The organism is Fructilactobacillus sanfranciscensis, assembly GCF_029023685.1.
Taxonomy (GTDB): Bacteria; Bacillota; Bacilli; order Lactobacillales; family Lactobacillaceae; genus Fructilactobacillus; species Fructilactobacillus sanfranciscensis.
This window is the reverse complement of sequence record NZ_CP118925.1, coordinates 357,910-371,873: the sequence shown is the minus strand read 5'-3', so window position 1 is coordinate 371,873 and position 13,964 is coordinate 357,910. Positions and strand designations below refer to the sequence as shown.

General features: G+C 39.7%; 10 protein-coding genes, 1 tRNA gene and 2 pseudogenes. 4 read left to right on the top strand and 9 right to left on the bottom strand.

Annotation, left to right across the window (positions count from 1 at the left end; all coding sequences use genetic code 11):
• Positions 1–22: 22 nt before the first annotated feature.
• Entirely contained in the window at positions 23–1,285 is a 1,263-nt protein-coding gene (locus PY770_RS01870) for a NupC/NupG family nucleoside CNT transporter (protein WP_103428658.1), read from the bottom strand.
• A gap of 43 nt (positions 1,286–1,328) precedes the next feature.
• On the bottom strand, positions 1,329–2,141 hold the full coding sequence (locus PY770_RS01865; protein ID WP_103428659.1) for a phosphopentomutase: 813 nt from the start codon (positions 2,139–2,141) through the stop codon (positions 1,329–1,331).
• 130 nt (positions 2,142–2,271) lie between these two features.
• Here PY770_RS01865 and PY770_RS01860 point away from each other — a divergent pair, with 130 nt between their 5' ends.
• Positions 2,272–2,883, top strand: coding sequence for an SGNH/GDSL hydrolase family protein (locus tag PY770_RS01860; protein ID WP_103450726.1), 612 nt, complete (start codon positions 2,272–2,274; stop codon positions 2,881–2,883).
• Here PY770_RS01860 and PY770_RS01855 read toward each other — a convergent pair.
• Together PY770_RS01855 and PY770_RS01850 are read right to left on the bottom strand one after the other, a co-directional pair.
• Positions 2,872–3,414: an SAV1803-related protein gene (locus PY770_RS01855; protein WP_275046036.1), complete on the bottom strand. Its 543-nt coding sequence runs from the start codon at positions 3,412–3,414 to the stop codon at positions 2,872–2,874. The two genes, PY770_RS01860 and PY770_RS01855, sit on opposite strands and share 12 nt — an antisense overlap.
• Before the next feature lie 11 nt (positions 3,415–3,425).
• A complete protein-coding gene (locus PY770_RS01850; RefSeq protein WP_056957729.1) occupies positions 3,426–4,952 on the bottom strand; it encodes a ClC family H(+)/Cl(-) exchange transporter in 1,527 nt (508 codons plus the stop codon).
• A 400-nt stretch (positions 4,953–5,352) separates the two neighbouring features.
• Here PY770_RS01850 and PY770_RS01845 point away from each other — a divergent pair.
• Positions 5,353–5,426 (top strand) — tRNA-Asn (locus PY770_RS01845).
• Between the two features lie 217 nt (positions 5,427–5,643).
• Complete coding sequence (locus tag PY770_RS01840) at positions 5,644–6,351, top strand: hypothetical protein (protein ID WP_275046035.1); 708 nt, start codon at positions 5,644–5,646, stop codon at positions 6,349–6,351.
• A 188-nt stretch (positions 6,352–6,539) separates the two neighbouring features.
• On the opposite strand, the pseudogene PY770_RS01835 reads toward PY770_RS01840, so the two are convergent.
• Positions 6,540–7,462 (bottom strand): annotated as a pseudogene (locus PY770_RS01835) (IS30 family transposase).
• Between the two features lie 184 nt (positions 7,463–7,646).
• Positions 7,647–8,039, bottom strand: a pseudogene (locus PY770_RS01830) (tyrosine-type recombinase/integrase); the annotation flags it as partial.
• A gap of 163 nt (positions 8,040–8,202) precedes the next feature.
• Here PY770_RS01830 and PY770_RS01825 point away from each other — a divergent pair.
• Positions 8,203–9,186, top strand: a complete 984-nt coding sequence (locus PY770_RS01825; RefSeq protein WP_275046034.1) for a transposase — start codon at positions 8,203–8,205, stop codon at positions 9,184–9,186.
• A gap of 426 nt (positions 9,187–9,612) precedes the next feature.
• Here the strand turns inward: PY770_RS01825 and pgmB are convergent, their stop codons facing one another.
• The 3 genes from pgmB to PY770_RS01810 are packed head-to-tail and all read right to left on the bottom strand — an operon-like array spanning position 9,613 to position 13,893.
• A complete protein-coding gene (pgmB, locus tag PY770_RS01820) occupies positions 9,613–10,284 on the bottom strand; it encodes a beta-phosphoglucomutase (RefSeq protein ID WP_056957726.1) in 672 nt (223 codons plus the stop codon).
• A 1-nt stretch (position 10,285) separates the two neighbouring features.
• Positions 10,286–12,547: a glycoside hydrolase family 65 protein gene (locus PY770_RS01815; protein WP_103423491.1), complete on the bottom strand. Its 2,262-nt coding sequence runs from the start codon at positions 12,545–12,547 to the stop codon at positions 10,286–10,288.
• 23 nt (positions 12,548–12,570) lie between these two features.
• The gene (locus tag PY770_RS01810) at positions 12,571–13,893 is read right to left on the bottom strand and encodes an SLC45 family MFS transporter (protein WP_275046033.1); all 1,323 of its coding nucleotides are present in this window, start codon (positions 13,891–13,893) and stop codon (positions 12,571–12,573) included.
• Positions 13,894–13,964: the final 71 nt, after the last annotated feature.

The window sequence follows — 13,964 nt, the reverse complement described above, 5'->3', positions numbered from 1 at the left end:
CAAGGCCACTCTTCAAAGTATCTTACCAAACAAAGATTCCCACGATTCCAGCTGACATCAATGAAACTAAGATTCCAGATAAAAAGAGGTAAAGAATGTTTTTCGAAATCATATCATTTTTCTTGCGGTCAACAATTCCTTTCAAACAACCAATAATCATTCCAACTGTACTAATGTTAGCAAATGAAGTTAAAAAGACTGTTAGTTCAGCTTGGAAGTGATGACTGAAGACATGTACATTGTTAATTTTAGGAGCAATTTCTCCCATAACAACGAATTCATTGGTTACCAATTTAGTTCCCATGTATTGGGCAAATTGGAAAGCTTGATTAACATCAAGACCCATTAACCAAGCAAATGGGAACATAATTACTCCCAAAATGTGTTCAAGTGATAACCAAGGATTAATTAAACCAAGTAACTTACTAATTAAAGCAGCTAAAGCAACAAACGCAATTACGTTAGCAACAATAATTAAGATCAACTTACCGGCACCTAAGATTGAATCACCTAAGAATGAGAAGAATGGTGCTTTAGCTGGTTTTCCAGGCTTATCTTCAACAACTTCTTCAGCGATTTGTTTGTCATCAGCAGGACTACCAATTTTGTAAATAACATCTTCAGCTTTGGTAACCTTAACTGGGTTCAAAAGGTTCGTAATAATGATAGCATTTAAAATGTTCAATGGAATTGCTGTCAAAACATATTCACCTGGTACCATTTGAGCATAAGCTCCCACCATGGCAGCAGTGATACATGACATTGACATCATCGCAATTGTTAAAACTCGTTCTGATGAAATTCGTTTTAATTGCACACTTGAAACAGCCATTGCTTCAGTGTTTCCTAAAAACATCATTTCAACTGCAAAGAATGATTCAAACTTAGGTTGTCCAGTGATAAATGCCATTCCACGACCAATCCATTTAATACAGAATGGAAGAATTCCGAAATAAGTCAAAATATCAAACATTGGAACAATCATTAAGATTGGAAGCAATGCAGCTGTAAAGAAGTTCATTTGTTTAACGTGTACCCAATCTGGAAAGGCAAATGCAATTCCAGTATAAGAAACGTTAATCAACCATTGAAATCCTTGAGCGGCACCTTTAACAATGTCACGTCCCCAACTAAAGTTAGTAAGGAAAAATGCAAGGAACAAGTTAAGTGCTAAAACAACTAGCACTGATCGCCAATTAATATTTTTACGATCTTTGGAAAGTAAAAAAGCAATTGCCATAAAAACAATGACACCAAAAACGTTAACGAGCAAATAAGTGTTCATGAGATAGATTCCTTTCGAAAATCAGAGCAATAAATTTTAATCATTATTTCGTGTAAGGTAATAAACTGTGTTTAGGCGAGATAACTTGGTCTTGAAGCCCCATTGCTGCTAAGACAGTTGCTCCAACTTCACAGACATAAGGTTCATTTTTGAAGTGATGACAATCAGAGTGATTATCATGAATCATCACTGGTAAAATCTTGTACGTTGGGAAACCGTCACGTGTTCGATTATCTCCAATTCGACTAGATACAACCATTAATAAATCATCATCACTTAAATTATTCATCAAATTAGACAAATGGTGATCAACCACCGTTAATTCATCAGTAAAAGCATCAAAATCATTGCTTTGCGCTAATTCCTGTAATTGAGGTAGTTGCATGTAGAAAAAGCCTTCGTCATTTTTTTCAATTTGATGGTCAAGCTCAGAAAAAGCCTCTTCATCAGTACTAACTTGGTAGATATCACTTAATTCTTGCGAAAAAAGATAACTAACAAACTTAGAAATAATAATTGAATTTGTATGCTTAGCAGTTTCTTCAAATACACTCGAAACTCGGTAACTCAAAGAACAGTCAAACATTTCGCGCAAACCAGAACAAGGTTTATTAACGATGCATCTCGTTCTAGCTAGTCCATATGTAGCCACAATATGTGGGTCAATCTCCTTATTGTCATTAAAAAAGACGTTAAAGAAACCTAACTTATGCAAAGCTGGTAACGAGAAGTCCGATGACTGGTTGAGAACATGAGTCAACATGGTATCATTATCTGAATTGTGTTGGGCAGATTCGTTGTCAGATCTAAGACCTAAGGCAGCTAAATCAACTAAAATCACTCGCTTATAACTCACTTTAAACCCTCCATAAAGTAATCATTGTTTCAATTATAAATGAAGCATTTCTTTGTAGCAATCTTTCCTTAAGAATTTCTGAAAAATAAGTTAAAATGAACTTAAATAATAAGTATCAAGGAGTTTAATCATGCTAAAAAAAGCAAATTTAATTATGTTAGGTGACTCAATCACGAACGGTTTTGATGGTCACAAAGATTTAGAAAAAAACATCTCCTACTATCTTAGTAAAATAGACCCACAATTTAATATCACAAATGCTGGTGTAAATGCCGGTACAATTACTGGCAATACAGAACGTGACCTTACTTTTCAAGTAAGTAATCATAATTTTGCTGATTATCAATTAGCTACAATCTTTTATGGAACAAATGATTTTGCCCATCGAGAAGAAACCCTTGAAATTTTAGGCAGAATTTTACAAAAAAATATCATAACTATTAAACAAGAGAATCCCACCATCAAAATTTACGGAATTTTACCAATTAACCGTTTCGATGGAGGAATTGATAACTATCACATCAGTGGATTAGCTCAATATTCCTTTGCTGAATTGTTAAATAAATTAACTAAAATTTATCAAGCTAACCAAATTCCTGTTTTAAACTGGCGCAAGATTGCTCCTCAACTTTTAACTTTTGCTAACTATGTCAATGCTCTCGGTGATGGACGTTTACACCCGAATACCTCTACTTATCAAAAAATGGCAACCATTATTAATCAATTTATTCTAGAAAATTAAAAAATACCCCTCATTAAGCAGTGGATTTAATTTTTCCACTAATTCACTGGGTAAATAAGCAGCTTGATATGGTTGATACTGCCAGTTGGTTTTACCCGGGACGTGCTTTTTCACGTACCAATCATTCACCTGTTGGGCTAAAATTTGAAACCCAGGAAAACCAAATTGCAGTTTTGTTTCATAGGTAATCAAGGCGTGTAAAATCAAGTGTTCAATTAAATTACAGTACACTAATTGATTTTTGATTTGGTAAGCATAAGGATAACGGTAATGCCAAATGAAGCGGGGATTACTTAAATTCAAGGCTTTAATTTCATCGATGTGATGACAGTAAAGTCCCTCTTTGATGCGACTAACCCCTTTGGCCTTGGTCAGCGTCTTATTAATTCCTGCTAAAAACTTTTCGTAACCCTCTTCTTTGAAATAGTTTTCTTTCGCAGGTCCATATTTAGATAATAAGTATTCAACGGCCTCTGCATAGGTCATTCGTAATAACTTGACGTAGTCTTGATATTTTTCTTCGTAATCCATAGACCTACTCCTTAATTACTCATAGTTAATTCCTTCATTTTTTCATAAAGGTAACCAATGTTATTTTTGTGAACTAATACGTAGAGTACATCGCCTGGTTTGATTTTAGTTTTTCCTTTGGGAATAATCGTTAAATTACCCCGTTTAATCGTAATTAGAATGGAGTTACCTGGCCATTTAACGTTTTTAACAAATTCATGTGCCACAGGACTATATTCATAGACTGGCATTTTGGCGATATCAGTTGGTTCTTTAGAATCAAGATAACGTTTAACCCGAGTGAGTCTTTCAGCCAAAGCTTGATAAATCGGTTGACTTCCAAGCCAATCAGAAGACAAATAGGCAATCAAAACGACAATTGCTAATGACATAAAGTTGTGCGTACTCCCTACTAGTTCGGTAATCAAAATAATTGAAGTAAAAGGTTCCTTACTGACGGCCGTAAAATACCCAGCCATCCCAAACACGATGAAATTATTGAGATAAACAGCGTTCAACAAACCAAGTTGTTGCATCCCCGTTCCATACACCGCACCAATTAAAGCACCTGCTGCCAAGATCGGCATGAAAAAACCACCAGGAATTCCAGCACCATATGAAATTAACCCAAAACCAATCCGTAAAACTAGGTAAAAAATAAGTAACTGTAGCGGGTAGTTATGCGTGGAAGCCAACATAATTAGTTTACTTCCGCCACCCAATGTTTCTGGGAAAAATACTCCAATCGGAATTACCAATAAAATTGGAATTAAACAATAAAAATACCATGGAACTATCCGAATTTTGGCATACCATAAGGGAAAATCTAACAAGCCTTTGTTGTACACATATCCTAATAAACCGATAATTAATCCAAATGGAATTAATTGCCAATAGGCTAATGGTGGTAAGACCCGATTATAGAAAATTGGTAAAATCGGGGTTAATCCAAAGACATTGAATGAAACAAAGTTCGACGTAACTGCCCCCGTTAAAGCTGACAACCACACCGTTGGCTGAAAATTACGATGAATTCCTTCCATTACGAAGAAAGTTCCTGCTAAAGGTGCACTAAAAGTGGCTGATAAACCAGCGGCTGCTCCGGTGGTAATCAAAAGCCGTCGATCAGAACCGTGTTGTTTAAATCCTTGTGCAATTCCTTGCCCAACTGCTCCCCCTAGTTGAATCGAAGGACCTTCACGTCCCATGAAAACTCCAGTTCCATCTGTTAAAACTCCAGAAATAAATTTCCGCCATAAAACAGAGAACCAGTTCATTTCCAAATTGCCAGCTAGTTGAGCTTCAACTTGAGGAATTCCCGATCCCCGAATATTAGGATTACCTTTCATCAAAAGTCCGACGATGATTCCTAATCCAATAAAAAGTGGAATCATTAGCCATAACCAATTAGGCTGCTGCTTAATCAACAGATAGCCTTTTACACTATAATCAAGCCCTTTTTCAATTAAAATCCGAAACACGGAGATTACAATTCCGGTTAAAACTCCAATTAAAGCACTAATGCCAACAAACTGCAGATTTTTCTTTTTTGAATCCATAACTTCATCTCCAAAAACTTAATACTTTAATTGTATCAGTTTGAAAACAAAGTAAGCTATTTTTTCTGTTTATGGTTATACCAAACCAAAAAATAAGCATCTGAAACACAAACATTCCTCTTATTTTAGACAAATCAAAAAATATTTACTAAATTAATTATTTTTTTGCTTAATTAATGCTCATTATTAGCATTTTATTCAACAAATCACGGATAATAAATTTACCATATCTTTTAAGGTCCACATATTAGTCACAATTTTTATAAATGCGAACATTGCATACTAATGAAACACAATTAAACACGAAAGTGGAACATTAAAATTAAAGTAAATGAAATCAGTTTGTATAAACGAATAATAGCTGTTAAGATAGTGCATGTACTCAAGTAAGACAATTCATTGACGTGTAGTTCAGTTGGTAGAAACACCTGACTGTTAATCAGGATGTCGTTGGTTCGAGCCCAACCACAGCAGTTATCCCAAGTCGTTAGTTCATTGAACTGACGGCTTTTTTGTTATCTTCGGAGTATAATGAAACCATATTCAAATAACCAAAAAGGAATTGCATATGTTAGTAAATCTCGTATTCAATATTTTTTATCTCTTCAGCTTTTTAGCAATTGTCTTAATTGGCTTACCATTATTAGATGGTTTAATCAGTTATACTCTAGCTAAGAATTTGAAGGGGTACATGGTCAATAATTTTAGTTTCAAGTCACAATATTGGCTTGGTGGCTTAGGTGTTATCATTCATGAATTAGGTCATGCTGCTTTTGCAGTAATTTTTGGCCACAAAATTACCCAAATTAAGTTACTAAACTTTCATCCAGAAGATGGAAGTCTAGGCAGTGTAGGCAGTATGTATAATCGTAAAAGCCGATACCAAACCCTAGGCAGCTTTTTTATTGGACTTGGTCCCCTGTTTAGTGGTTTATTGGTCTGCTGGCTCTTATTAGAATTTTTGTGTCACCCGATTTATACTGCGATTCCTTTGGATGAAGTTAAACAATTAGGTCCAACCAATTTCATCAATTTTATTATGCAAATAACCACAACTTGGTTAGGCAACTTTACCACTGCTTTTCTAAACGCTGGCATTGTCAATCAGCTTATTTTAATCATCTTAATTGGGATGATTAGCTCGACAGTCTTTAGTTTATCAAGCGAAGATCTGCATTCTAGTTATACTGGTTTACCAAGTTTCTTCATGGTAATTGCCGTACTGAGTGTCATCGGTGGAATTTTAGAAACTATCAGTCTTTCGTTTCACTTAACCATCGACCGACTCCTATTGCTCATTGCGGCTTTATGGCTCATCTTATTAATGCTAATTTTCGTCTGTTTGTTAATCAGCTTAGTGGAAATGTGGCTGGGTAGTTTAATTTTAAGAATAAGATAGTCGGATAATTATGGTAAAATAATTTCAGAAAAAAAGGAAGCGATGGTAGGACATCACTTCCAGATTGCAAGTCAGTGTATTAGATCAATCTTTATGATTGGTCTTTTTTGATACTTGAATTTTTTTAAATTTAGAATAAATCCTATTTTTAAATATGTGGCAGATTGCAAGAAATAACTTGAACAAATTTAGTAACGCAGATTACGCAAAAAGATCTCAATCGGTGTTCGCCAATTTAAACATTTGAGTGGTCGGGAATTCAAATACCAGTTAATTTGAATCAATTCATCATCGGTAATCTCATCAATCGGTTGACCTTTGGAATGAAGCGGCGTAGTACTCGGTTGCGATTTTCATTACTGCCTCGTTCATGTGGCGAATAAGCGTGCGCAAAGTACAGCGGAACACCGGCCTGTTCTTCAATCAAATTGTAGTTGGCGAATTCTTTCCCATGGTCAACAGTAAGGGTCTTGAGATTATCTCCTAACTGGTTAGCCAATTCTAAAATAGCCTTGGTCATTGAAGTACTATCTCGTCCATTAAGCCGTTTAACGATGGTAAGCCGACTCTTACGCTCGACAAACGTAGCTACTGCTTGACCTTTACGTTTTCCAGATAAAACTGTATCAGCTTCGAAGTGACCTGAAGTATTACGATCAGAAATTTCAGCTGGACGATCTTCGATGGAACGTCCATGACTAAAACTACCACGGGTTTCTTTAGCTCGTTTGCGACGAATACCATGGTCAGGTAAATCAGTCACATTAATATCCAGTAGTCCCTGATCAATCCAGTTATAGATGGTTTTGTAGGCAATTCTAACTACATGAGCCACTTGTTCAATTGACCATTTTTGGATCTTGATTTTTTCTTCAATCAATCGCTTTAGGTTAGTCGTTAAGATGGTTTTACGACCACGATGACTAAGTTTAACTTCATGGTCAGTTTGAGCCTTAACTGCGTGATACTCACCAGCTAAGCGATGAACCTCATTAAAGATAGTGGTTTTACTAAAGCCTAAATAATCGGCAATATATTGAAGTGAGTGCTTTTCATGATGAAGTGTTTCGATGACAACGCGGTCTTCAAATGATAAAATAGTGGTGCCCATAAAGGTCCTTCTTTCTAGTGGAATGTTGTGGTGACACCATTAAAGACCTTTATGGGTTTTTCTGTCCACCAATATGTTCAACTTAAATTTTACAATCTACCAAAAATAAAAGTTGCCTAATCAGTTCAGACCTAGATAAAAAACATTCCGAATTATTGACTTATGAGCAAAATTTTTTAATAGGTTAACCCAAATCAATTTGATCTAACATCGTTTCGCGACTAGCTTGGTCTAACCCAAGATAAGTCAGTGTCATGGCTTCACTTGAGTGATTCAATAAATGCATGACTAAGCCAATGTTGTAGTTTGATTGTGTATAGACGCGATAAGCACCTGTTTTACGCATAGTGTGCGTGCCTAAATAGTTGATACCTAGTAGATCACCAACACGCGCCATCACTTTATAAAACTGTTTATCGGTGATATGGCGATCATGATGGGCTGTCGAGGGGAATAACCACTCAGAATTGATATTTTCTTGGACCAGCCAATCATGATATTGCAATAAGTCTTGCTGAACAGGCTTTAAATATAACGTGTTTGCTTTACCGGTCTTTTTATCATGAATAAACCCGGATTATTCATCAAGACAAACAAAAACCCGCTGAAACAGCAAGTTAATACCGTTTCAGCGGGTTTTGCGCTTTCACCCGTTGGGTAAAAACCATAGGAGCTCTTTTTTATGATATTTTGTTAGTGAAAAACAAACCAAATACTCAAAAATTGGAGCGTCTAAAATTATGACTCAAAAAGTATTACCTAGCAACCATTTAGTTGCAGTTTCAGACAATGGGGCACCAATTACCTCGGATGGTGGCAACGTGCTGCTTAGTATGTTTCTGAATTCACCTGTAGTTTCCAGGCTCTTTAATAACGTTGAATTCAACGATAATCGCAAAAATCCACGCTATGCTAAGGTAGAATTGTTATTGCAAATGCTCATTCAAGTTATCGAAGGTTATCGCAACGACAACGTTGCAGATTACTTGATCCAAGATATCGAACATCGACTTGTTTATGCGCAAAACATGGCATCTCAACCAACTATTTCCAGATTTCTATCACATCTCACGAACGAAGACATTGATGAGCTACAAGAATTAAATCGTCGTATTGTATCTTTAATTGATGAAAGATCAGCCAACACTGAACTGGTGCTAGATTTGGATTCAACCTACTTTGAGACCTTTGGTCATCAAGAAAAAATTGGTTTTAATTATCACTACTTGAACATCGGTTACCATCCGCTTATCATGACCGATGAATTTGAGTATCAAGCCGCCTCATGGGACAAAGCACGTCGTGTTATCGTTTTAAATGATGAACATGGCGGTACACAGTTCATCGTCACTAACCTAAGTCTTCCACAAAAAGACATCGTCCGTGTTTACCGCAAGCGTGCGGCGATTGAAGACATTATTCGCGAGCTTAAAGGTGGATTTGCCTTCGGCAAAACTGATAGCAGTTCATTTTTCGCCAACAAAGCGCGCATGTGGATCTCAGTAATTGCATCAAACTTGATGCGGTTGATGAAGAGTATTGCATTGGACGACCAGCAACAATCGTGGACAATCAACACCTTTCGAGACCGTTTGTTAAAAATCGGGGGACGTGTCACTAAGCACGCCCGCAAGGTGATCTTGACGTTAGATAGCCGCATCCAAGAACAATTCGATGGTCTGTTCTGGCGAGCTTGGGAACGACTAAATGCTTTGTGGCAATAAAACAACGAAGTAGATTTTCAAAAAAATAGCAAAATCTGGCTGGTTTTAGTGTGCCCATTTTTCTCAAAAAACGCTCAATCGAAAAAAACACCCTGAAACCGTGCCAAGGTACTGGCAGTTTCAAGGTGATTTATCGTATTTTACTGATTTAGCTGTGGTTAAAAATTTAGTGCATGAATAATCCGGATCAAAACAAAAATCGTTCTAGTGAGTTGAATAAATCAAGTTTACTAGAACGATCGGAATAGCTATATATCAACATCTGTGTTGACAAAGCGTAGAAAATCAGCTGCCTAAGCAAGGTTCAAAATATTAAATTTTACCGATCATCAGTACCATTTGACTTTGAACCTGGAAACCGATGGCCTTTTTAGTGGCAAACTTATTTGAGTGGTTTATTTTTTTGAGATTATCAACCGTGGTGAGTTAATCAAGTTTTGCCGCAATGTTAGCTAAGGTGACCTCAGCTGTGCTAGCAAAATTAAGGTTCGCCGCCGCCAGTACAGTCGTATCCCCAATCCCCAACGATACTTCACCGGCCCCGTTGATTGACGCAATTCCGGCTGCCGAATCTTCTAAGCCAATGACTTGTTCCGGTAGCAAGTTCAAGATTTCAGCTGCGCGGACAAAAATTTCTGGATCAGGCTTACCGGCATGTAGCGTTGCTGGGTCAACAATTCCGACAAAGCTATCCGTTAAGCCAAGCTTGTCCAAGATAAACGGTGCGTTCTTTGACGCCGATGCCACGCTCGCCCGGTAGCCCTTATCGTTCAATTCCTTGATGAAATCTGCCATCCCCGGCAAAATATCATCCGGCGTCAAACCAGAAATCAATTCAACGTAGTGGTTATTCTTCCAAGATGCCAACGCCACCTTTTCATCGTGTGTGTAGTCATCTTGCTTGTTGCCAGCCTTCAAAATCATCTCAAGACTGCCCATGCGGTCAATCCCTTTCAATGACTCTTGCAATTCTGGCGTCCAAGTCACGTTTACTTGGTCAGCAAGCGCATGCCAAGCTTGCGTGTGAAACTTAGCGGTGTCCGTGATGACGCCATCCAAGTCAAAGGCAAATCCCTTAATTTCTGAAAACTTCGTCATCTTAGGCCTCCAAAGTTAGCTTTTCACCAGCCAAATCAATCGTCAATGGCTCACCAGACAACAATTCGACGTGTGAACCGTTTTGGTCAACAGCGACTGACAACAAGCGACCGCGGAATAGGAAGCGGAAACTGTAGCCTTGCCACTTATCAGGCAAGAATGGGTCAAAGTGCAATTGATCATCGCGGACACGCATGCCAGCAAATCCTTGCACGATTGATAGCCAGGCACCCGTCATTGACGTGATGTGCAACCCGTCTGACGTGTCGTTGTTGTAGTTATCCAAGTCAAGACGTGCTGTACGCTCGTAGAACTCGACACTCTTATCGGCCATCTTCAAGTCAGCAGCGATAATTGAGTGAACAGATGGTGACAATGATGACTCGTGCACCGTGAATGGCTCATAGAATTCATAGTTGTCACGCTTTTGTTGTTCCGTAAAGGCATCTGGGAAGTAGTACATCGCGTGCAATGTATCTGATTGCTTGATGTATGGTGAACGCAAGACACGGTCCCATGACCAGTGTTGGTTAATTGGCAAGTGCTTTGGATCCAAATCACGGACTGGTACCAATTCCTTGTCCAAGAATGTGTCGTGCGCAACAAAGACGTGACGTGGCACACCGTTGACGTCAGTAACGTCCGCTTCAGGCAAGTACATCTTGTCGACAATCTCTTGCCAGTGCTTGCGTTCTTCAGCTGTAACGTTCAACTTCGTTTGGAACTCTGGTGCAACCGTGTCGATGTTTTCCAAAGCGTATGACAAGACCCACTTAGCCATCCAGTTAGTGTAGTAGTTGTTGTTGATGTTGTTCTCGTACTCGTTTGGTCCGGTAACACCGTGAATCATGTACGCATCGTTGCGTGCTGAATAGTGCACACGGTCAGCCCAGAAGCGTGCGATACCAATCAACACTTCACTACCCTCGTTTTCAAGCCATGAACGGTCACCCGTCAAGTGCGTGTAGTTGTAGATGGCATAGGCGATCGACGAATTACGGTGGATTTCTTCAAACGTAATTTCCCACTCGTTGTGTGATTCGATACCATCGAAGGTCACCATTGGGAACAAAGCCCCAGCCAAGTCTTGTTGCTTAGCATTGTGGTAAGCCCCTTCGATTTGTTGATAACGGTACTTCAACAATGACTTCACGACAGCTGGATCAGTAACCCCTAGGTAAACTGGAATGGCAAATGCTTCCGTATCCCAATACGTCGCACCACCATACTTCTCACCAGTGAAGCCCTTTGGTCCGATGTTCAAACGCGCATCGTTACCATAATACGTGGCAAATAATTGGAATAAGTTGAAGCGAATGCCTTGTTGGGCCGCTTCGTCACCAGTAATCTGAACGTCGGCCTTTTCCCAACGTTCCGCCCATCCAGCCGTGTGTGCATCATACAAGTCGTCATAGGTTGCTGATGCAATGCTAGCAAAAATAGTGTCAGTTGCATGCTTAACAGCAGCATCATCTGCATAATCACGTGAAGTCGTGACAATCACACGCTTTTCAATGCGCTGTGTTGCCGCACCAACTTGACCCGCAAAAATGTTTCCAACTTGTTTGTCTTCTTGCACAACATCAATTGCTGGCAAATCCGACACAAATCGTTGCTGGGCCGCCACTGTAAATTGGGGCACACCAAATGGATTGGGCACAGTTCGCGTCATTAAGAACGCCGTGTCGTTGGTTACTTCTGCATCAAGCACGTCCCAGAATTTTTCATCATAATTTGAATCCTCATTGACGACGTCGCCATCAATCAATGCCGTCAACTGCACATCGTGGGTCTGCCCATCAATAGCTGTGAATGACCACCGCAAATCAGCCAGTTCCTTCGTCGCAACCGAGATGAAGCGATCGACTTGTACCCGCACACCGTTAACCGTAAATTGACGGTGCAGGACACCTGCTTGCATATCCAAAGTGACTTCAAAATCAGTGTAAGGTACCGTTGCTAAATCAACCGTGACCCCATCAATTTGAATAATCGCTTTCACAAAATTCAACGCATTAATCGCCTTACCGAAGTACTCTGGGTAGCCGATTTTCCACCAACCAACACGCGTCTTGTCAGGGAACCAAACGCCCCCAATGTAAACGCCTTGCATAGAGTCGCCGGAATATGTTTCTTCAAACATGCCCCGCATCCCCATATACTCATTTCCAAGTGACGTCATTGATTCTTGCAAACGCTTGTCCGCTGGTTGCAACTCATGCGAGGTAATAGTCCAAGGACTAACTTCAAAAATTCGCTTCATGATATTCTCCTATTTTTAAATTTTTAAACGTGGCTACGGAGCAAACGCCCCACTGACAATGCTGCAATGATTAAAGCAATTGCAGAAACTAACAACATGTGTGGCATTGATGAACCCAACAATGGGAACAAGCCAAATGAGGCAACTGACGCCACAATTTGTGGGATCGTGACGGCCCCGTTGAACAGACCCAAATATGTGCCGTTGTTCTTACCATCCAAAGCTTTCGTCAAAAATGTGAATGGATAAGCCAAAATTGCTGACCAGGCAAATCCGATTAACATGAATGACACCAACAAAGCCCATTGGTTATGAATGAACAAAATCGATCCGAACCCAATAGCCCCGAGCAGCAAACTACCGCCATAAGCGAAGCACTCTTGCGCTGGCTTCACCTTAGTCAAAACCAAAGCCCAAAGTACGGCGCCGATTGATTGCACGGCACTCAACACACCAAACCAGTTACCGGCAGCTTGATAGCCGGCTGAATGAGCAGCCGTTGTATGCCAAACCGTATCAGCAATCGTCCCAGTCCCATACGTCCAAAGGTATTGGAAAGCTATCCAGCTAAAGGATTGCACAACTGCCAACTTCCAGAAAATGCTTGGTGCGTGCGTCAGCAAGTGCATCACACTTTCTTTTGGTCCTTCTTCTTGAATTCCGTGATACTTGGTATACGTTTCTGGGTCATATTCCTTCACGTTAATCAGCGCAATGATGGTTGTAATCACCAAGACAACCGCACCAACGTAGAATGAAATCGCCACTGAATCTGGAATGACGCCTGGCTTAGCCGTGTTGGCCACCCCCATCGCCGTTAATGCGAATGGGAAAATTGAGGCTACCACTGAACCAGCATTGGCTAAGAATGATTGCACTGAATACGCGTAACCTTTTTGTTCTTCGTTAACCGTGTCACCGACGACCATCTGGATTGGTTGCATCGCCACGTTGAATGCCATGCCCATAAACAGGATAGTGATGGCACCAAAGATCAACGCAATCGTTGCTTTGAATCCCAAGCTTCCTGCGTTTGGCAACAAGAACATCACGATAGCTGACACGACCGCTCCAATAATCAGATACGGCATACGACGACCAAATCGGTTCCATGTCTTATCTGATAAACGACCAATAATTGGTTGCACGAGCAAGCCGGCGGCCGGTGGTAGGATAAAGAACCACCCCAGCGAGCGCGGATCAGCTCCAAGTGTTTGTAATAGTCGTCCCAAGTTTGAGCTCTGCAATGAGAAGCCCATTTGTACACCAAAGAATGCGAAACTCAACATCCAAATGGTATGTAATGGTAATGTTGGTAGATTTTGACGAGTCTCCTCATTTATCATCTTCGTTCCCCTTATAAACTCAATTGTATTTTTGTTTGCAAATGTAAGCGTTTAATTCACAATTTTAAATA